Consider the following 21,283-nt stretch of genomic DNA (forward strand, 5'->3'; position numbering starts at 1 on the left):
TATCGAATAAAAAATTATTTTGGATGTTTAGGAAAATTTCGGAGTAAATATCCAAATACAGCTAGATTTAACAAAAATACGAATATTTTTATAAGAGATATTCCCCGAATTAATTCATAAACTTCTGGTGGGATACTGATACCGACAAGTCCCAATACTAAGATATGGGCCCAACGCTTCTCGTACCATAAACCAACAGCTTCAATAGTAGTAACAATAGCATAAACTCCTGCTCCAATGCCGCTAAATGCCAAAGTTCTAGGATTTAAGTTGATAATTTTATTTAAAATCCAATCAATAATTATCGATTTACCTTCCAAAACATAATTTTCTGAAAAAGCCTCTAGAGTTTGATAATTTTTTAATGTCAATAATAAAGCAATGGAAGTAAACATAAGTAGCGAGGCTGCAAATGATTTGTAGACAACAATTGCTACTAACCCCAATGGACGCTTTTTCAAACAACCCCCTAAAAGTATATATAAGTAAAACTTGGCTTGAGTAGCTCTGAATGATACCAACTAAGACGTTTATTGTAGCAACTCTTTATCGTCCCATGTTTACACTTTTTGCAATCCTAAATTAAGTGTTAATACTAAGTAAGTTGGGCACAATAAAATCAGAAAAACAAACTAGCCTAAAACCCTTTTAACTATTGCCTATTGCCTTATCCCAATGACAATTATTTACCGATTAAAGTGTAAACCTCATCTATGTTGAAACCTAGACTTTTTTAAAAGATATATTTATGTAGGTTGGGTGGAGTGAAACGCAACCCAACATTACCACCCTATTTATGTTGGGTTACGCGATCGCTGCACCCAACCTACAAAACTACGGTTCTCAAGGTAGACCAGGTTTAGAATGTGGATTCTCACTCCAGAACAGAAATATTTTTGCAGAATATTTAATTAAGGCTGCTGTCATTGCTAACAAATTCAACTGCGAATTTTTAACCTCAAAATTACCTACGTTTTGTCAGGTAACAGTTGACTTCATGATGTAGAGATTTTTCTAACTAAGTACAGCTTTGAAAATAAGACGATTGGATGTAATACTGAACTTACCTATGTCTTAACTTTTCGCCTAACAATTGCCAAACCCCATTCCGTACTAGATTAAGGGATTTTGATTTAGGCGTGTTTTATTTGGGTATTACTGATCGCACTTGAGATAAATTATATCCAATGGAGGTTAGCGGACTCGAACCGCTGACATCCTGCTTGCAAAGCAGGCGCTCTACCAACTGAGCTAAACCCCCATAAAATTAAAATAGCAGGCAACTTCGTTTGACGTTGCTATTGTAACTTATATTATTTTGTTACTAAAGGGATGAAACCAGAAAACACTAGAATTATTGCAGCATTGTATAAATTTGTCAAGTTACCAGATTTTGCTGAGAAACGAGATCCTCTGTTGTCTTACTGCCAAGCGCAAGGTGTCAAAGGGACAATTTTGTTGGCACAAGAAGGCATTAACGGTACAATTGCGGGTTCGCGTCAGGCGATTGATTCTGTTCTCTGGTTTCTGCGTAGTGACCCCCGTTTAGCAGACCTAGAATACAAAGAGTCCTATACTGAAACTCCACCTTTTGAGCGGATGAAGGTGCGGTTGAAGTCAGAAATTGTCACTTTGGGATTGCCTGAAATTGACCCAACTGAGAAAGTTGGCACTTATGTCAGTCCCCAAGAATGGAATGATTTGATTTGCGATCCAGAAGTAACTGTGATTGACACTCGCAATGATTATGAGGTGAATATCGGTACTTTTCAAGGAGCAGAAAATCCCCAAACTAGCTCATTCCGAGAATTTCCCGATTATGTGGTACACAACCTCGACCCAACTAAACACAAAAAGGTTGCCCTGTTTTGTACAGGTGGCATTCGCTGTGAAAAAGCTTCATCTTTCATGCTTGCCCAAGGTTTTGCAGAAGTTTATCATCTCAAAGGCGGCATTCTCAAGTATTTAGAAGAAGTTCCGGCACAAGAAAGTTTATGGCAAGGTGAATGTTTTGTCTTTGACGAGCGGGTAGCTATTAGTCATGGGTTGCAGGAAGGGAGTTATGAGTTGTGTTTCTGTTGTGGGTATCCAATTTCTGAAGAAGATAAAATATCTCCCAAATATGAGCAGGGTATCTCCTGTGCCTATTGTTTTGATAGCCTCACCGAGGAGAAAAGAGCGCGTCAACAGGAAAAATGGCGGCACTACCAAACCCAAGTTGCTAATTCCAAAAATCGGGATGCAAGCTAATGGATTTCAAGTTTGTTTAGAGGGGATCTAATACCATTTCTGTTTCAAAATGCGCTTATAAGAGTTAGCCAAAACTACAGGCTGTAGGGGCAATTCATGAATTGCCCCTACGTGAATCAAGCGCAGCCTCACATAGAGTCTCTCTAGTCTTAACTTAATTTGTAGAAGTGCTAAAAGATAGTGCAGATGCTTCTAGCAAATGCGAAGGGTGGCGTTTCCAAAAACTCAAAATCTCTTCACCAACCTGTTGAGGGTAAAAGTAGTGAAAAAAATGATACCCTTGTGGGCATTCCCAGAGTTTATCTTCTGGCTTTAACCAATTCAACCAGTCATGCAATACAGTTGGGTTGACTACCGGATCGCTCTTGCTACCACATACCATCATTGGCATAGAAACTCCACCCTTGGGTAAATAAACCAACTTAAACAAAGAGTGTTGTGAAGGAGATTGTTCTAAATCTTTATCTAAGGCAGCTACTAACTTCTTAGTGGTATGAGGTGGTTGATTTCCAAAAAGACTGCGAACGGTGCTTGCTAAAACTAGCTCACGGCTGATACTAAAAAGTTGTCGTTGAAAGTAATAGTGAGCTTGCCAATTGTTTGCAGGTTGAGCTGCTACAGCCAGGAGAGTTAGCGATCGCACTTTTTGGGGAAATCGCCGAGCAAAGGTTAAAGCGATCGCACCACTCATCCCATGTCCCGCTAAATGCACGGGGCGATCGCGCCATTCTAAAAAATCATACAGCAACTCCACAGCTTGATCTATAGAACTCGCTTCATCTTTGGTTTGTTGGTATTCCCACTGGGCAATTCTCATATACCCAGATAAGTAATCAAGTAACGGTTTATCAAAACGCTTCAAAATAGGACTGGCATTTAACCACAGAACATCAAATGAATCAGACATAAATTACCTATAATTTCTAAATTATCAATAGTAGGGGCTTACAGCTAGCTGTAAGCCCCTAATTTCTACAAACCAAATTCTGTTTTCAACTGAGCAACCCAAGTTTTAATTCGCTCGTCTGTCAGATCGGATTGACTACCTTCATCAAGTGCCAAACCAACAAACTTGCCATTTTTCAAGGCTCTAGAATTCTCAAATTCATAACCCTCCGTTGACCAGTAGCCAACAGTTTTACCGCCACGCTGCGAAATTTTTTCTTCTAAAATTCCCATTGCATCCTGGAAATTATCGGCATAGCCATATTGATCTCCATCACCAAAATAGGCAACTAACTTACCGCTAAAATCTATTTCATCCAGATCGGAATAAAAGCCTTCCCAATCGCTCTGAAGTTGACCGATATCCCAAGTTGGAGAGCCAATAATCAGTAATTCATACTCATCGAAAGTGGTAGTATCCGCCTCGTAAATGGGATGTAATATCACAACATCGCCACCAAACTCATCCCGAATTTTTTCAGCATCAGATTCAGTGTTGCCAGTTTGAGTACCATAGAACAGACCGATTTTTTTTGACATATTGCCACCTGGTATATGAATTTGGAACGCAATAATTTACGCAAGGATACTTATTGGCCTTGCTTGTTGAAATATATTCTTAGCTTAATGAATATCTATCTCAATAAGCTTGGAGATATCCTACCAGATTTATTGACATTTTTTATCATTTAGAATAAATTAAGTTTTGTAAAGGATTTCAGGGAATAAACCGGAAAAGCGGGCTGCGGTTCATTCCAACTCAATCAGGAGCGGGGCAATACGGTTCAAATGGCTACTGGCAAAAATTTTGGGTTTTCGAGACGCGATAAATCGCCGTCTCTACAAGTGTTTTGGTCTTACCTAAACGAATGTTCTCAATGATTTAGAACCCCCTCAACATAATTCGTAATTCGTAATTAAAGAATTAAATTACGAATTACGAATTACGAATTACACTTCTGCTGGTTGATATTCTTGTTGTCTTTCCACAAAACTCTGAACACGGGTACGGTAATTTCTGACAGTCTCATCTACCCATTCGCGATCGTTGCTATTTGCATACAGATGCACCAGTGGTTCGCTGGCATCTGGTAAAACTAACAACCAACTATCATCATAAGGTTGACAAATTTTCACTCCATCAATGAGTTCTAAGTTTTGGGCTGGGTGAGTTTCCACTAAGTAACGCATCAAAGCACCCTTAGCTGTCCACGGACAACGGACTGTATAAGTTTTGTGAATTACACGGGGCAATTCTGACCGTGCAGCAGCCAGCGATCGCTCCTGTATAGTCAACATCTCAATGATCTTGGCAATACAGAACATAGAATCAAATCCCGGATGCAGTTGCGGGAAAATAAAACCAGTTTCTCCACTACCTCCCAAAACCACATTCGGATTTTTTTGACAAGCTTCCATTAAAGCTGTAGGGTTGGCCTTGGTGCGAATTACCCTGCCATCATGACGACGGGCGACTTGTTCAATAGCACTAGAAGCATGAACCGGCACTACTACCGTTCCTCTGGGGTTAGCCGTCAGAATCATGTCTACCATCAGTGCTGTTAAAGTTTCCCCACGAATTGGGTAGCCGGATTCATCAACTAAAATTAGTTGTTCTCCATTAGCGGAGACTTGCACACCAAAGTTAGCTTTCAATGCCTCCACTACATGACCTAACTGAGTTAGCAGTCCTTCGCGATCGGTGATTGACATCGCCGATTTATTGACACTGGCATTCAGTACCACTGCATCAGCACCAAATTTATCCAACATTTGGGGTAAAACTGCCCCTGATACCGCATAAACATAGTCAATCACCACTTTTGCGCGACTGTTGCGGAGTGTATGAACATGCAAAAGTTTCTCAAAAGCAGTGCAGTAGCGCTCCATGACTTGGCTGGGGTAAGATACATCGCCAATTTCATGAATTAGCGCCCGCCGCATATCTTCCTTAAAGTAAGCCCCTTCGATTTTCTTTTCTAGGGCTTTGGAGATATTAATGCCCTTAGCGTCCATGAATTCAATCAGAATGTAGTCAGGGCGATCGGGGTGGACTCGCACATGAATCCCACCAACTACCGACATTGTGGGTATAACCGTGCGGGCGATGGGGATAGCAGTAGCATCGAGGTTTTGAATATCAATACCTACTGACATTAAACCCGCAATGAGCGATCGCGTCACCATCCGAGAGACATTACGCTGGTCACGGGAAACCGTTACCTTAGAACCAGGTTTCAAGGTAGAACCGTAAGCAGATCCCAATTTCACGGCGAATTCTGGGGTGATGTCAATATTCGCTAATCCTTGCACACCACGTTGCCCAAATAAATTTCGTTGAGCGGTGTTGCCCCAAATCAAGTTAATGTTTAAAACTGCCCCTGACTCAATCTTTTTACTTGGCCAAACGCGCACACCTGGGCTAATTTGGGCTTCTTCTCCCACCGTGGAGAGCGAACCCACAACAGCAGCTTCTAATACATGGGCGCGGCGGTCTACACGAGCGCCACGGGAAATCACACAGGCAGAAAGATGTGCTTCATCGCCAATAAAAGCCCCATTCCACACTATAGGACGTTTAAGATTGGCATCAGCGCCAATAGTAACGTTATCGCCAATTACGGTTCCGGCTTCAATCTGCACTCTTGCACCGATGCGGCAATTGTCACCAATCACAGCCGGAGTTTCAATCACAGCCGTTTGGTCGATGTAAGTATTTTGACCTACCCATAACTCATGAGAAACTTCTTTGTAGGCGCAATCGAGATTTACCTTCCGATCTAATGCGTCATACTGAGCTTCCCGATAGGCATCTAAGTGACCAACATCGCACCAATAACCTTGAGCGATGTAACCATACATTGGCTCATCTTTTGCTAGCAGTAAGGGGAATAAGTCTTTGGAAAAGTCACATTCAACGTTTGCTGGTAGATATTCTAAAATTTCTGGTTCGAGAATATAAGTACCAGTGTTGACGGTATCGGAAAAAATTTCACTACTAGAGGGTTTTTCTAAAAATCGGCTAATTCGTCCTTCCTGATCAGTAATCACCACTCCAAATTCAATTGGGTTGGGAACTCTGGTCAAAATCAAAGTAGCTTTTGACTTATTTTGTTTGTGAAATGCGATCGCAGCCGTGAGGTCAAAATCTGTTATGCTATCGCCGCTAATGACTAAAAAAGTTTCATCCAAAAGTTCGGCAATGTTTTTCACACAGCCTGCTGTACCCAAAGGCTGGTCTTCTTCGACGGCATAAGTCATCTGAACACCGAAATCGCTGCCATCTTGAAAATAGTCTCGCAAGACATCAGGTAAATAATGCAATGTCGCAATAACTTCTGTAATTTGATGTCTCTTCAGAAGATTGATAATATGTTCGGCAATTGGTCGATTTAGGATTGGCACCATCGGTTTGGGCAGATCGCAAGTTAACGGGCGAAGCCGCGTTCCTGAACCACCTGCCATTAGTACTGCACGCATAAATCCTCCTTAAAGTAGTTACAGCCTTCAGTGCTTGAAAACGCATCACATATATTTATTTTGTTCTTCTTTCTCTAGTCTCCTATGGATATCGATTTTTGAGGAACTTCCACAAGATGCATCTACGTTGGGCATTGGGCATTGGGAATTGGGAAGAGGACTTGGGGACAAGGAGAATTGGGGACAAGGGGAAAGACTTGTTTCAAGTTCTCACCTCTTGTCCCCTTGTCCCCTTGTTCCCTGCTTCTTATTGGCAATGATAAAGTTCGTATTCGTAGCCGTCTACGCTTGGCAAAGATTTAGTATCAGCGACGCATGTTTTGACAGCTTCTGCTACTGGGGCATGAAAGTTTACCGACCACAAATCAAAAGGTCGTGGTAGCGTCTTTAAGGTATTTTCTAGAGCAATGGTGGAAGTATTCGGATCTTGATATTGATGGGCAAGGAGAAACAAAGAATTTTGGGGCGAATTGGCAAGTTTCAACTCTCTAGCTACTCCCATCATTTCCCCAGTGTGTATATAACTTTTGTGAGTAGTGGCAATCAGTACTGGTACTGGGGATATTTGTTGGATGAGTTGCACAAACAGGTCAGGACGATAATATTTTTGATAGCCGAGATTGCAGATTACTGTGACTGCACTAAAAAATCCCATCAGCCAAATTAACATCACGGCTTTTTTACCGTTTATTCCCCATTTACCTATGCTTTGTATGCCATTTTTCCCTTGTTCTCTTTCCATCAATTCTTGGGGAGGATGCCAACACACTGCAAGACTTGCACCTAGCAAGACAACGATCGCAGGATAGTAAACAAAGTTATATCTAGCGCCTCTGGTCAGGTCAATACCCAAAAAGTACGTAAAGATCAAAAATAAAGCGATCGCACTGACCACAATTCCAATAAACACCTGAATCATAATCCGGTTTTCTGGATGCTGTAGTTGAATTTTGATCCCACGCAGCAAAATTGGTACTGCCCAAATAAAGAAAGCCAGCATCACTATTCCAGAAGGAATCACCACCAAAGCTTGAGAAGATTCAACTGGTAACAGGGAAATCATTGCAATCAATGTTCCTAAAGCTTGAAAAATTGGGCTTAACCAATCTAGTCCAACGCGCGAACCTCGAATCCACTCGGTCAAAATTCCACGATTTTTGTTCTCTAACAAGATTGGTATCCAAATTAAACCCGCCACCAAAGTACCTACCGCAACGGCATAAATTCGCCGCCAGAGAGAAGAGAAGAGGAGAGAAAATTTGGTGCTAGTTTGCAATTGAAGCCAAGCCAGAGAAATCAAAACTACGGCTTCTGTGTAGAGGGTGAAGGTGAAAAAATAATGAGTAGCAATACCTAAAGCATTAACTGCTACCCAGGAAAGTGCTACCCATATAGGTAAAGGTGTGCGGTTTTGAATATGACGTGTGGCAATTACTAAGCAAGTGAGAGAACCAATCACCCATAAAATTGCCAAAGTATAATGACGTGCTTCTTGTGCTAAAAATACGGCGTAGGGTGATACTGCGATCGTGGCAGCAGCCAATTGTCCCACTATTCTCGAACGAAATGCTACTTTACCTAATACGTAAACACACGGTATTGAGGCAGCACCGAATATAGCAGGTAGCGATCGCGCTGCAAATAGCGATACTAATCCCCCTTCGCTAGGAAATAATTTCATCCACAGGTGAGCCAGCACAAAATACAGAGGTGGATGACTATCTTGTGTAGCTAAGTTATGAATGACATCACCAATACTAGCTGCTGGGTTTGGTTGCAGTGGTTGTAATAAGATATCAGGTGCGATCGCCTGATCTAGGGGTACTGATAAAAAATTGTTACCCAAGCTAAACACTAAGGTGGAAAACTCATCGGTCCAAGGAGACTTTGTTGTCAAGTTGGTTAGGCGTAAGCTAATTCCGATGAGCAACCACATCAAAATCAGCAAAGGGTGAAGCCAGGAAGGTGGGAGGCGAGCTTGCCAATAATTATACCAGTGCTTGTGTTGTGAGGCAGAACTAGTATCTACAATCTGTACACAAGGGTCAGTAGATGTAGGTAGCAACGAGATAATTTTTTTGTAAAAATAAAATGCACCTTTGAAAATAATTCTCATTGCCAGACCTTATACCAATGGATTTGTAGATTTGACGTTTGAGATTTAAGTTCGTTCTAAAATCTAAGAACAAAAATCAAAATCTCAAATCCCTCGTTGTGATTATTTAACATTAGTGACGCACTAGCTAAGTTTCATCCCATTTCGGAGGGGATTCAAACCCCTTCTAAATTAAGCCTTCTGCCTTCTTCAACTGAATTTTAAGTTTAACCACTATTTTGTGTTACGTATCAACGCTTACACAATTTTTTATCCCAAAAATTAATCAATACTGTACCATTAAGCCAGCGAAGTCAGCAAATATACAGTTGGTCGAGACTATGTAAAGACTTTTTTAGATTAGTATATTAGTTATACTAATCTAAAATCATTAGTTGGTTAATAACTATAAGTTAAAAAGTACTAGTTTACCAAATTTTAAAATTGGTGGTCAACAAAAAAGTAATGAGTACAGATTAAGAAGTAATGGAATTCTGAATCCTGAGTTATTATTGAATCCAGCTAAATTACCTTGATATTTAGCTATATAGTTAAATATTTTTAGGTCATAGTAACGCTGTGTTGCAATAAAAAGTGTAGTTAAAATCAATGAAACCCGCCTTAAATGGCGATTATTATCTTATCAACCACAAGAGCTAGAAAGCAATTCAAAATCCAAAATGTTTGTGTAGTAGCCTCATAGATAAAAAGCACAATACTAGCAAGCTTTTTGGCATTCAGAATGTCCCAATCTGATACATATTAGCTTCTTAAAGTCAAGAGATTTGCACTTTTACAAGAATTTATCGACATATATAAAAATAAAATTAACAAAAATTAATATTCGTGTAAATTAAGTATACTATTTAGCAGCCATTGGATTGTAAATCTCTCAAAAGTAACAGCATAAAATCCCCCAAGAGGGCATTGCAAAAAAGGTGAAAATTTTGTTTGTTATTAATTTAATGCCTTTGTTTATTGCTGGTATTGAGTAAATAAACATCTAAAAAATACAGGGTAGATCATGCACATTCCTGATGGATTTGTTTCCGTTCCGGTGGCAGGGGCTACTGGTTTAGCCAGTGTAGCAGCACTTTTTATTGCCTTCGAGCGATCGCAAGAAGCTTTTGGTATCCGTCGTGCGCCCATACTGGGATTAACCACTGCCTTTATTTTTGCCGCCCAGATGATCAATTTTCCGGTAGCTGGAGGTACTAGTGGTCACTTATTAGGAGGAACCTTAGCTGCGATCGTTTTGGGTAGTCCGTGGGCAGGGACGTTGTGTATTGCCACAGTTTTAATTATTCAAGCTGTGCTATTTGCTGATGGTGGCATTACAGCCTTGGGAGCAAACATTTTCAATATGGCAGTAGTTGGTGTTTGGGTAGGCTGGATTTTAACCCAAACCTTGCAACGGCTGTTGGGGGGATTTAAAGGGCGTTTACCCCTAGCTGCTGGTATAGCTGCTGGCGTAAGTGTAGTGGTAGCTGCCATAGCTTGTGCTATTGAGTTAGCCCTCTCTGGTACTGCACCTGTAGCCATAGTTTTACCAGCTATGGCTGGCGTACATATTTTGATTGGCATTGGCGAAGGGATAATTACTGGGGGTGTGCTGACTTATTTAGCTACAGCCCGACCAGATTTGTTACCAGGGGAACAGCAGGAATTTCGCGGGTGGTCAGTGCCTATTGTCACCATTTTCTTGATTGCAGGAGTACTGTCACTCTTCGCCTCAGCCTGGCCTGATGGTTTGGAAAAAGTTGCTGAAAATACAGGTTTCATTGATTTAGCTGCGAAAGTCCGGGTAATTGTGCCGACTCCCTTAGCTGACTATACTATTAAGGGTTTGGGGCCAATTGGTACTAGTATCGCTGGACTTATGGGAGCTACAGTTTGCTTTGCTGTAGCCTTTGGGATTGCCAAGGTGGTGAAACCAAAGAATGCTTAAACTTTCTTTGCCATTACGTTTGCAGCTGTCTCTAGTGATAGTGGTGGGAGCAGCGTTATTAAAATATCATGCTTGGTATTGCTTAGGTGTATATGCCGCGATCGCACTTTTATGGGCTTGGCTGTTGCGCGTATCAATTCGCCACTTGGGAGGATTACTCGGTACAGAATTGATTTTTTTGTCATTGCTAGCCTTGCCTTTGGGATGGGAAAGAGCCAGCTTTTTACTGCTTCGTTCGCTGGTTTGTCTAGTTACTATGAATAGTTTTTTGTTAACCTTACCGCCCCACAGCTTTGGTATAGCCCTGAAAGGCTTACCTGTACCAGCACCTTTAAAGGAAAACTTGTTGTTAGCTGGGCAATATATGGAAATTTTGCTCTCAGAAGTAACCCGGATGCAGCGCAGCGCTCAATTACGTGGTCTGAATGGAACTACGGGATGGTTGCGCTACGCCAGTGCTGCCATGATTGGAGCCTTGTACCTCCGCAGTCTGGATAGGGCAGAACGAGTCTATGGGGCAATGGTAATTCGCGGTTACAACGGGCAATTGCCTATCGATTCTCCTCTCAGACCGAAAGAGCGTTTTGCCGTATTACTAGCTTGTGCGATCGCTGCTACTGTAACCCTAACTTCTTACAAAATTTAACCCAATCCTCACTCCGCAATATTGAGTTTGTGAATCTTGAAATCTTTAACATCTAATCCCCAACCACCAACCCATAACCCCCACGCAACTGTTGTTGAAGTTGATAATTTGGTCTATGCCTATTCTCGCCAAGAGCCGGTATTACAAGAAATTTCTTTTACTTTGAATAAAGGCGATCGCGTCGCCTTGATGGGAGCAACTGGTTCTGGAAAAAGCACCTTGCTAGAGAACCTAATCGGCTTAAAACAACCCCAGACGGGGAAAATTACCATTAATGGCATCCCGCTAGAAACCAAAACTCTACCCCAAATACGTCGTCAAATTGGCTTTAGCTTTCAAGATGCCAACGATCAACTATTTATGCCCACCATCTTGGAAGATATTACCTTTGGCCCACGCAACTACGGAATGTCACCAGCAGAGGCTAGCGATCGCGCCCGGCAGTTATTAGCTGATTTCGGACTAGAAGCTTACGCTAATCGTTCCGCTCACGAACTTTCTGGTGGGCAAAAACGCCTTGCTGCCCTAGCCTCAATTTTAGCCCTAGACCCGACAATTCTAATTTTGGATGAGCCGACTAACGGTCTCGATCCAGCATGGCGACGACATTTAGCGCAAGTGTTGTTAAAGTTACCAGTGCAGGTGATGTTAATTGCCTCCCATGACCTAAATTGGTTAGGTAGAGTTACGCAACGTGCTTTGGTGCTGTCTGGTGGCCGAATTCAAATAGACGGCAATATTCAGCCACTTCTGCAAGATGGTGCTACTTTAGACCAATTAGGTTTGCCCATAGATTGGTAATTTGAAATTGGGGCATGGGCCAATACTGCTCGGTTAACCATTTTTAACTCGGCATTGGTTTTGGGGAAAAGGTTAAAGGGTAAAGGTTAAAGGTTTTTTCTTTCCCCTTTCCCCTTACCCTTTTCCCCAAAACTCGACAAGTATTGGGGCATGGGCACAGAAGTGGAGTTTAAAGAATCATCCACTATTCTCTCTGCCCATTGCCCGTAATATTAGATACTATATTTTGGGTTTTATTGCTGTTGGGGTGTTAATGTCTGTTTTACATAAATATACTGTTATTGCTCCTGTTAGCCTGAGCATCGCTTTGTTCGTTACCAGTTGCAGCGAAAATAAAGTTTCTCAGTGCCAACGACTGATTCGAGTTGTAAATGCCGGAACTTCTCTGATTGATAACAATAAAGGAACGCAAGTCATCACCAGCATACAACTATCTAAAGATTTAGAATTTGTGACTAAATCGATTAAGGAACTGAATTTAAAAGATCCCAAGCTAAAAGAATATCAAAGCGGTTTTGTCAATATTTTTCAGAATCTTAGTCAAGCGATCGCCAAAGCCGGTAGAGCGCTTGGTGCAACCAAGACAGCAGAAGCTTCAGAATCGGGTAGAGAAAAAATCCAAAAGGCTAGAGCCGAAATTGACTCAGCACTGACAACAGCTACAACTCTTGGTAAGCAGTCAGATACGTTAGTCAATCAGATGAATAAGTATTGTAGCCAGCCAGAATAATTTATCTGGGGAATTGGGAAGAGGACTTGGGGACAAGGAGAATTGGGGACAAGGAGAAAGACTTGTTTCAAGTTCTCACCTCTTGTCCCCTTGTCCCCCTGCTCCCCTGCCCACCCCAGCTATAGTAATTTTTATCACTCTTTTTTCATAAATTTTCCTGATATACACCAACTTTGTCTGTCAAAAGAAATATTGGTGCAAGTCAAATGAAATACCATGAGTGATATTAGTCTACTGATGGCGGGTGTGCTAGCAACAGGGCCAATCTCTGCCCTTAATTTACCAGAACAGCCTGTAATCACGCCAGATAATCTGGTGCAGCAGTCAACACAAGAAAATTTATCTCAAGTTGTTTCGCCTGCTGAAATTACACCACCTGAATTTGTGCAGCCAGATATAACTACTTCATCAGCTATAAAGCATAAGTACGAAAATATACTTAAAAAAAGCAGAGAAAAAATTCAATTTATAAATTCCCCTGATTTACCTAAGTTAAAAAACACTCAAGCTGTAACAGAAGTTGCACAGAACCAGGAAAACACAGAAGAATTCTCTCTATCTCCTCAGCCTCCTGACTCAGACAACCAAATGTCTCAAGTCACATCGGTGTCACAACTTAAAGACGTGCAACCTTCCGACTGGGCTTTTGATGCTTTGCAATCTCTAGTAGAACGCTATGGCTGCATTGCGGGATACCACGATGGGAATTATCTGGGAAACCGCACTATCAGCCGTTATGAATTTGCGGCTGGTTTAAACGCTTGTTTAGAGAGGATTAACGAAGCGATGCCTGCGTCGGGCTACGCCTACGCTAATAATAAAATTAATACTGTTAATAGTGAAGATTTAATCCTGCTGCAAAGGTTGCAAAGCGAATTTAAAGCAGAGTTGCAGCAATTACAGCAGCGTGTTGAGGCTGTAGAAAACCGGACTACTGAATTACAAGCCAATCAGTTTTCCACAACTACCAGATTATTTGGTCAAGCCGTTTTTAGCGTCCAGGGAACCAATAGCCCCGATGTGGATTTGTTTCCTAGAGATGGAGTCCCTGAACGTCAGGGAAAAACCAATCTGACTTTTACAAGTAGCACCCAACTAACCTTAGCAACTTCATTTACAGGGCGAGATTTGCTGTTAACAGGGCTATCTGCTGGTAATTTAGGTTCTAATGCAGCGTTGCTATCTACCAATATGGGGCGGTTGGGTTTCGAGTCAAATACAGACAACAATCTAGTTGTTAGTGACTTATCTTATCGATTTGTCGTCTCGGATAACTTGGGAATTGTCGTAGGTACGGCGGGAGTCAACCCCATTAACACCTTTCGAGGTATTAGTCCTTTAGAAGGTTCTAGCGACGGTGCAATTTCTCTATTTGGTCAGCGTAACCCGATTTTAAGTATTGGCAACGGCACTGGCGGTATAGGCTTTGATTGGCAAATTAGCGATCGCATCAGTTTACAAGGCGTTTATAGTGCAGAAATAGCCAGTTTTCCAAGCAACATCAACCAGGGCGGACTATTCGGCGGTAGATTTACTGCTGGCACTCAGTTAAGTTTAGCACCCACCAATAATATCGATATCGGCGTACATTATCTTTATTCTCACTCCCCAGATGGCTTACTGGGAACTGGTATCGGCGATTCTCAACTGATTTCGCCTTTTGCAGATGCAACAGCTTTTGATACCCAAGCCATTGGCGCGACGGTCGCTTGGCGAATCAACCCTAACTTGCAATTGGGCGGTTGGGGTGGCTTTACTTCTTCCAAACCATTCAACCTTCCTGGAAGTGTAGAAACTACAAACTGGATGGTGTTCGCGGCCTTTCCCAATTTGCTGCGTCCTGGAAATTTAGGGGGCGTTCTCGTCGGACAACCGCCCAAAATTACTTCGAGTACTTTACCCGATGGCTTCAATTTTCCTAAGTTTTCTGATGGGGGAACAGCAGGTGGACGTAGTGACACATCAATTCACGTAGAACTTTTTTACCGCGCCCAGTTGAGCGACAATATCGCCCTGACTCCAGGCTTATTCGTTATTTTCAATCCCGATCACAATGCTGCTAACGATACTTTAGTCGTTGCAGCATTAAGGGCAACTTTCCGGTTTTAACTTTATACTGATGAAAATGTAATAAAGATCGCTATTTTCATACTGATCATTTCAGTATGAAATGCTTGTATCGCCCAATAGAAGGCACGAAAAGCTGCGCGTATTTTTTTATATGTGATTAAAGGAGCAAATTTTTCATGAAATTAGATTCATTAACTAAATTGGGTTGTGCAGTTGTTAGCAGCAGCAGTTTAGCCGCAGTCATCATTGCCTCATCTGGAACAAGTGCTTTTGCTCAAATCACAATTCAAAGCACTGGTACATTATCAGGTACTATCCAGCTTCCCAGCATTAATCCTAATTTCAATGGCAGTACGACTCGTGTTGATACAGATGACGCGGGGACTTACTCACGGAATTTAGGTACTAAGAACAATCCTAATTACGTTCCTGTATACAAGTCAGACTATGTGAAGGTACAAACACGCTCTGATGGTAGTTTGCATTACTTTGTTGACTTTAAAGGCATTCCGATTGTCTCCTTTAATGGCGTTCTGAATTCGCCGATTCTCTCTGGCGGTGAGTTAACACCCTATAAATACCAGGGAAGATTAGCAGGAACCACATTTCAAGGAGTAGTTCAGGATGAATTTAATCTCACAAAAGCCTTATACACTGGTACTGTCATCGATCCAAAAACCGGAAATCAATATCAGGGAACCTTTGAAGTGAGTGGATATGGAGTCCGATATAGCGATCGCAATGGTGGTGCAACCCCCACTGTCTTTGATTTCAAGTCCGATATCCCAGGTTCGCCAAAGGTGACATCTTTGGAAATGACTAACTCCCCCCTAGCGAGAATAACAATCAAAGTACCTGCAAATGCAACCCTCATAACTCCTACACCCGTTGGTGGTAATACGCCTACTCCAGCACCCGTAGTTAGTGGTGATAGTACACCTACTCCCCCGCCAGTAATTAGCGGTGGTAGTACATCTACTCTGCCAACGATAGTTGATGGTGGAAGTGAATTCACTGTTACACCAATAGTTGATAGTGGAAGTGAATTCACTGTTACACCAATAGTTGATGGTGGAAATGAATTCACTGTTACACCAGTAGTTGATAATGGAAGTGCGATCGCTTCCCCGACAGCTACAAGGAGTAATTCTCCATCCCTTTCTACTACACCTAATATGGAATTCAGTAACGGTAATTCCTTAGAGGGTAATCAAGTAATGGTTAACCCTGCAACCCTTGTTCAAGCTGCTTGTTCACAGGATTCTACCAATAGCTGCACAATACCCGCTTCACCCAAACAAGCGATCGGCCCCCGTAGTCGAGTACTAGTACGTTAGTGATTTGAGAGCTTCTTTTGTCCCCTTTTTTTTAGCTACGGTGTACACATCTCTCTACAAAACCAAAATGTTGTAGCTCCTCCTAAATCCTCCGATAAATTGGAGGAATTTGAGAGGTTTTTGCCCCCTTTTTTAAGGCAGGGCTGATTCATTCCACAAGGGCAAGGAGTTTGTCAATATCATGAGATAGAAATCTGTGAGCAATTGTTATAGAAGCATAACTATTGCGGCGAATGATGTTGAGTGCGATTGCTCTGGTAATGGAAAGATTTGCCGGAGCATTACCCATACGGATTGTGGAACTATCTTCTTTGAAAACAACATCTTTCACCCAGTGGAGGCGATTTTCGATACCCCAATGACCGCGAATACCGATAGCAAATTCTTTAGCTGTACCGAGCAGACTGCTAATATAACAGACAATTTCGTGATATTTTTTGCCTTTTCTTGTTCCAACTCTTTCCACTCTAATTAAAGAGTTTATCCCTATCCATTTTGGATCAATTCCCTTGATCTCATGGAATACTTCTACAGTACGTGTTGTCAATCTATCTCTAATTTTCTCTGTCTCAACTATACGACTTGTTGGTTTTCTCAGAGCAGCAATGCGTTGAATATGGCTATGTAGTTTTGGCTGATTATTTTTAACTGCAATGACGTAATCGTTACAACTTTTTATAATCATCTCACAAGTTTTTTTTGGCAATGTAAGGAATCAAAGCTGAAAACCACACCTTGTAGATCCATTGCTGTAATTAAATCTTGTACAACCTGGATTTCGCTTTTATCATGGTTTTCAAATTTTTTCATCCCGACGACCAGCCCTCTTTTACAAGCAAATACTGATACTATGCTGACAAAATTTTGCTGAGATGAATTGTAGTCTTTCACCGTCCCCTTAATACTTTTCCCATCCATAGCACACCATTCTAATTCTTCTATTTCAACATAACTTTTAGCCCAATCATTGAATTTTTCCGCCAGCTTATCAAACTCTACTCCCATCACTACACGTCGGATAGTTGAATAAGATGGAACTCCATGTTTTTGGATACCAAATTTCTTTATTAATACCCGACTATGCCTATTCACAAAATCTCCCCACCCACGATATCCCACATATCCATTCATAGTGCCCATTATTACAAACAATAAAACCAACCAAAGTGGATGTCTTCGACCATCTTTTGTCCTAAAGTCTTCCACTTGCTTTAACTGTTCGATTAGATTCGCACCCATAATTTTTATCCCCTAAACACTTGCTATTTTACAGGTTTTAGGGGATGAATCAGCCCTGCTTTTTTAAGGGGGGTTGGGGGGATCAAAAGCTTGTGGGGCAACTTTTAAAGACTTGTGTGTACACCGTAGCCTTTTTTTAGGGTGGTTTTATACAAGTAGAGAAAAACTAAAACGGTGTTTCAAAGCCTCTCCCCGAAGCGGAGAGAGGTTTGGAGAGGGGGAAAAGCCGTGCCACAAAATGAAAAATCTAGACTTATGTATTTTTCTTTCTTCGTATGAAACCACCTCTTTTTTTAAGCGGATCAAAAGTCTGTGAAACGACTCTAGAAGACTTGTATGTACAGCATAGCCCAGAGTTTAGGGATGTAGTCTCGGCAAAAGTTTTAAGGTGCTTCTGGAACTCTAGCAAGACAAAATGGAATAAATACTATACCCAGGACAGGGGCAACATTGCAATTAAAAAAGTCCACTAGAAGTTATTCGTGGCGTTTTAGTTGCTCAGGCTTTGTCTCAGTGGTAGATTTTACCCTGATGATTTTCTGGCTATACTAGTGATTTAAGCTGATTGATTGATAAATTTCATCCCCCAGTATGAAACACATAAAAACTAGAAATTTCAGACATAGTATTAAGTGTGCATTTCCTTTTAAGCGACACAAAAGCCTTGTCTGGTCTTAGAGTAAATAAATTTCCTTGGGGGTAAAAAATTTCATCAGTCAATCACTGAGGTTATTAACACTAACATTACAGAGTCAATCTAAAACAATCAAACATCTTCTGAGTTAGCACCTATGAAAGAAGAATTGATAGCCAGAATTATACAAGTATTGCAAATTAATATGAGTTGGATGACTTGGAATTTATTTCTGGCTTTTATACCTTTGGCTTTGAGTGTGTGGCTATTTCGCATGAGGCGCGGTGGCACTTGGCTTTGGTGGCTAGGATTCTTAGTTTTCTATGCTTTCTTACCAAATGCACCGTATTTGTTGACCGATGTAATCCACTTGATAGATGATATCCGCACAATCCAATCTGTGTGGATGATTACTTTAATACTCATACCTCTGTATTTACTAGTAATTCTCGGTGGATTTGAAGCTTACGTAATATCGTTAATTAATTGGGGTTACTACCTACATCGCATCGGTAAGAGTCAATGGATTTGGCGCGTTGAGTTAATTACACATTTTCTCTGCGCTGTTGGTGTTTATTGGGGGCGATTTTTACGTTTCAACAGTTGGGATTTTATTACTCAACCCGATGCCTTACTTACTAAAGGGGTAGAAGAAATTTTGGGAAAACAACCCTTGGTAATTATTGCTATCACCTTTGTGGTACTTGCAGGTTTGTACTGGATTATGAAACGAGTAACTTTAGGTCTTAGCAAGCCAGGTAGTAGAATCGGTATCAAGTCAGAAAGCACTAACTCTAACACGCCAAACATTTGATGTTCCTAGCAATTTCAGATTTTAAATTTGGGGTTTTCATTAGTAATTCCATTGATGAATATTGCCTATCAAAAGAAAGATGCAATTAAACCCTCCTTAAGGTGAAATAAACTCAGAAGCAAACGGTCGAACTTTGACCACCACCATCTGAGAATAGCGTCCTATCAGATCGTTGAATATCGATGGTCTGATCTGATGTTTTTGATCCGTTTATAGGAGGGGTATCTTATGGAGTTAATTTCTAGAGAAGAAATAAAGACATTAATAGAACAGCCAAAAGGGAATTGTGTTTCAATTTATATGCCAACGCACCCAGCCGGGCCAGAAGTGCGACAAAACCCAATTCGCTTTAAAAATTTGGTCAAGGAAGCGGAGGCTCGTTTAGTTGATGCGGGTTTGGAAGAAAAAGATGCGATCGCATTATTGGAAAAATCCCATGAAATTGATACCCAAGAATTTTGGGAGCAAAAGGGAGAACCAGGGTTAGCGATTTTTATTTCTGAAAATATTTTTCGCTATTATCCCCTGCCAATTGATTTTCAAGAGTTGGTCGTGGTTACAGACCGATTTCACATCAAACCACTGCTGCCAATTTTAAATGGCAATGGTCGCTTTTATATGCTGGCGTTGAGCCAAAAAGATGTCAGATTCTTTGAAGGAACACGCTACAGCGTCAAAGAGGTGGAAGTAGAAAATCTCCCTAAAAGTCGAGATGAAGCTCTGCAAATAGACGAGACTGCCCAAGAAGGTGAGTTCCACCTCGCACCATCAAAAGGAGGAACCACTAATCCTTTTTCACAGTCAGGCACATTTCACGGTCAGGGAAGTCCTGACAGAGATAAACAACAAGAATACATACTACAATTCTTTCAGATTATCGATCGCGCATTACATGAGAAAGTGAAATTGCAAAAAGCGCCTTTGGTACTGGCTGGGGTTGAGTATCTCTTGCCTTTATATAGACAGGCAAATACTTACCAGCATTTGATGGATGAAGCTATTACTGGTAATCCAGAAATTCTCAGTGCCCAAGAGTTGCATAATGAAGCTTGGCCGATTGTCGAGGCTGATTTCCAGAAGTCTCAAGAAGAGTTTTTAGAGCAATTTCACGAATTGTTTGGTGGTGATACTGGTAAAGCATCTAACAACCTGAAAGAAATTGTCTCAGCAGCTTATTACCAACGAGTGGATTCATTATTAGTTGCAGTTGGTCAACAACAGTGGGGTTTATTCGATCCAACCTCAGAAACGGTTTATTTGCACCCAGAAAAAGAAAGTGGTGATGAAGATTTGTTGGATTTTGTCGCTGCTCATACCTTATTAAATGGTGGCAGGGTTTACGCTGTCCCCTTTGAACAGATTCCATATAGCACACCTGTTGTAGCAATTTATCGATATTGAACAAACATTTTGACGGTGTTGTATAAAGGTGAATGTGCTATATACAACACCAACGATCATGACAATTCGCTCCTCGATCACGCAATCTCTAATCGGTTTAGCTCTTTTCAGTACAACGGCTGTATTTACCCAGGCTGCAACAGCAGAAACAATAATTGGGCAATCGGGCAATGTGCGGGCAGAAATATCTTATGAGAAGCCAGAGGAATATCAGTATAAAAATGTGCGCCTGAAAATTATCCGAGCGGGTAAAACTATTTTGGATCAAAAGCTGCCATAAGAAAATGAATATGACAGACCTGTGGGGAATATATCTGGGCAAGAAAATAACTTACCAGTGCAAGACTTGGACGGTAACAAAGAACCAGAAATAATTGCCGATTTCTTTACAGGTGGAGCGCACTGTTGTACTTATTCATTGATTTACCGCTACGACAACAAATCTCAAAAGTATCTTAAGATTCGTCATGAATGGGGCAATGGTGGTTATCAACTTAAAGATTTAGACAAAGATGGACTGCCAGAGTTTGATAGTCGAGATGATCGCTTTGCCTATGCTTTTACAGCTTATGCTGCTTCTGCCTACCCCCTGCAAATTTGGCATTATCGTCAAGGGAAAATGGTTGATGTGACTCGTCGTTATCCCAAATTAATCTCCAATCATGCCTCAGAGCTATGGCAAACTTATACCCAGGCACGGCAAGAAGGTGATGATGGTAAGGGCTTTTTAGCAGCTTATTTGGCGGATAAATATTTGCTGAATCAAGGACAGGATGGTTGGCAACGGGTACAACAAGCTTATAAAAAAAGCGACCGTACTAAATTCTTCGCCGATTTACGTAAGTTTTTGCGCGAAACAGGTTACATCAAATAAATTAGCAGTGAGCAATTAA

The 21,283-nt window shown here is 41.3% G+C and carries 18 protein-coding genes and 1 tRNA gene; 11 read left to right on the forward strand and 8 right to left on the reverse strand.

The window, feature by feature from the left end:
- Positions 1 to 14: 14 nt before the first annotated feature.
- Entirely contained in the window at positions 15 to 461 is a 447-nt protein-coding gene (locus GJB62_RS08905) for a DUF2127 domain-containing protein (protein ID WP_114085380.1), read from the reverse strand.
- 727 nt (positions 462 to 1,188) lie between these two features.
- Positions 1,189 to 1,261: transfer RNA gene (locus tag GJB62_RS08910), tRNA-Ala, on the reverse strand.
- 71 nt (positions 1,262 to 1,332) lie between these two features.
- On the opposite strand from GJB62_RS08910, the gene GJB62_RS08915 reads away from it, so the two are divergent.
- Positions 1,333 to 2,250, forward strand: coding sequence for a rhodanese-related sulfurtransferase (locus tag GJB62_RS08915; RefSeq protein ID WP_114085382.1), 918 nt, complete (start codon positions 1,333 to 1,335; stop codon positions 2,248 to 2,250).
- A 154-nt stretch (positions 2,251 to 2,404) separates the two neighbouring features.
- Here the strand turns inward: GJB62_RS08915 and GJB62_RS08920 are convergent, their stop codons facing one another.
- The 4 genes from GJB62_RS08920 to GJB62_RS08935 form a co-directional block, all read right to left on the reverse strand.
- Complete coding sequence (locus GJB62_RS08920; protein ID WP_114085383.1) at positions 2,405 to 3,157, reverse strand: alpha/beta hydrolase; 753 nt, start codon at positions 3,155 to 3,157, stop codon at positions 2,405 to 2,407.
- Between the two features lie 65 nt (positions 3,158 to 3,222).
- A complete protein-coding gene (gene fldA / locus GJB62_RS08925; RefSeq protein ID WP_114085384.1) occupies positions 3,223 to 3,735 on the reverse strand; it encodes a flavodoxin FldA in 513 nt (170 codons plus the stop codon).
- A gap of 411 nt (positions 3,736 to 4,146) precedes the next feature.
- Entirely contained in the window at positions 4,147 to 6,675 is a 2,529-nt protein-coding gene (locus GJB62_RS08930) for a mannose-1-phosphate guanyltransferase (protein WP_114085385.1), read from the reverse strand.
- Positions 6,676 to 6,922: 247 nt separating this feature from the next.
- Positions 6,923 to 8,791: a glycosyltransferase gene (locus GJB62_RS08935; RefSeq protein WP_245246121.1), complete on the reverse strand. Its 1,869-nt coding sequence runs from the start codon at positions 8,789 to 8,791 to the stop codon at positions 6,923 to 6,925.
- A 1,003-nt stretch (positions 8,792 to 9,794) separates the two neighbouring features.
- Between GJB62_RS08935 and GJB62_RS08940 the strand changes: the two genes are divergently transcribed.
- From GJB62_RS08940 to GJB62_RS08965, 6 genes are all read left to right on the forward strand, one after another.
- A complete protein-coding gene (locus GJB62_RS08940; protein WP_114085386.1) occupies positions 9,795 to 10,718 on the forward strand; it encodes an energy-coupling factor ABC transporter permease in 924 nt (307 codons plus the stop codon).
- Positions 10,711 to 11,364 (forward strand): energy-coupling factor transporter transmembrane protein EcfT, encoded by a 654-nt coding sequence (locus tag GJB62_RS08945; protein WP_114085387.1) that lies wholly within the window; start codon positions 10,711 to 10,713, stop codon positions 11,362 to 11,364. The genes GJB62_RS08940 and GJB62_RS08945 overlap by 8 nt, the downstream gene beginning before the upstream one ends.
- 36 nt (positions 11,365 to 11,400) lie before the next feature.
- Complete coding sequence (locus GJB62_RS08950) at positions 11,401 to 12,165, forward strand: ABC transporter ATP-binding protein (RefSeq protein WP_114085388.1); 765 nt, start codon at positions 11,401 to 11,403, stop codon at positions 12,163 to 12,165.
- 253 nt (positions 12,166 to 12,418) lie between these two features.
- A complete protein-coding gene (locus tag GJB62_RS08955) occupies positions 12,419 to 12,895 on the forward strand; it encodes a hypothetical protein (RefSeq protein WP_114085389.1) in 477 nt (158 codons plus the stop codon).
- A 216-nt stretch (positions 12,896 to 13,111) separates the two neighbouring features.
- A complete protein-coding gene (locus GJB62_RS08960; RefSeq protein ID WP_114085390.1) occupies positions 13,112 to 15,004 on the forward strand; it encodes an iron uptake porin in 1,893 nt (630 codons plus the stop codon).
- Between the two features lie 137 nt (positions 15,005 to 15,141).
- Complete coding sequence (locus GJB62_RS08965; RefSeq protein ID WP_114085391.1) at positions 15,142 to 16,302, forward strand: hypothetical protein; 1,161 nt, start codon at positions 15,142 to 15,144, stop codon at positions 16,300 to 16,302.
- 148 nt (positions 16,303 to 16,450) lie between these two features.
- On the opposite strand, the gene GJB62_RS08970 is transcribed toward GJB62_RS08965, so the two are convergent.
- A complete protein-coding gene (locus GJB62_RS08970; RefSeq protein WP_159402451.1) occupies positions 16,451 to 16,987 on the reverse strand; it encodes an ISAs1 family transposase in 537 nt (178 codons plus the stop codon).
- Entirely contained in the window at positions 16,984 to 17,541 is a 558-nt protein-coding gene (locus GJB62_RS08975; protein ID WP_114081705.1) for an ISAs1 family transposase, read from the reverse strand. Before GJB62_RS08975 ends, GJB62_RS08970 begins: the two co-directional genes overlap by 4 nt.
- A gap of 791 nt (positions 17,542 to 18,332) precedes the next feature.
- Between GJB62_RS08975 and GJB62_RS08980 the strand changes: the two genes are divergently transcribed.
- The 4 genes from GJB62_RS08980 to GJB62_RS08990 all read left to right on the forward strand — a co-directional run bounded on the left by GJB62_RS08980 (position 18,333) and on the right by GJB62_RS08990 (position 21,264).
- A complete protein-coding gene (locus GJB62_RS08980) occupies positions 18,333 to 18,989 on the forward strand; it encodes a DUF1361 domain-containing protein (protein ID WP_114084385.1) in 657 nt (218 codons plus the stop codon).
- Positions 18,990 to 19,217: 228 nt separating this feature from the next.
- Complete coding sequence (locus GJB62_RS08985; protein ID WP_114084384.1) at positions 19,218 to 20,390, forward strand: hypothetical protein; 1,173 nt, start codon at positions 19,218 to 19,220, stop codon at positions 20,388 to 20,390.
- Positions 20,391 to 20,448: 58 nt separating this feature from the next.
- Positions 20,449 to 20,670 carry a hypothetical protein gene (locus tag GJB62_RS37405; RefSeq protein ID WP_245246122.1) on the forward strand — a complete coding sequence of 74 codons (222 nt, stop codon included), beginning with the start codon at positions 20,449 to 20,451 and terminating at the stop codon, positions 20,668 to 20,670.
- Positions 20,671 to 20,691: 21 nt separating this feature from the next.
- A complete protein-coding gene (locus tag GJB62_RS08990; protein ID WP_245246123.1) occupies positions 20,692 to 21,264 on the forward strand; it encodes a hypothetical protein in 573 nt (190 codons plus the stop codon).
- Positions 21,265 to 21,283: the final 19 nt, after the last annotated feature.

Source organism: Nostoc sp. ATCC 53789 (assembly GCF_009873495.1).
GTDB lineage: Bacteria > Cyanobacteriota > Cyanobacteriia > Cyanobacteriales > Nostocaceae > Nostoc > Nostoc muscorum_A.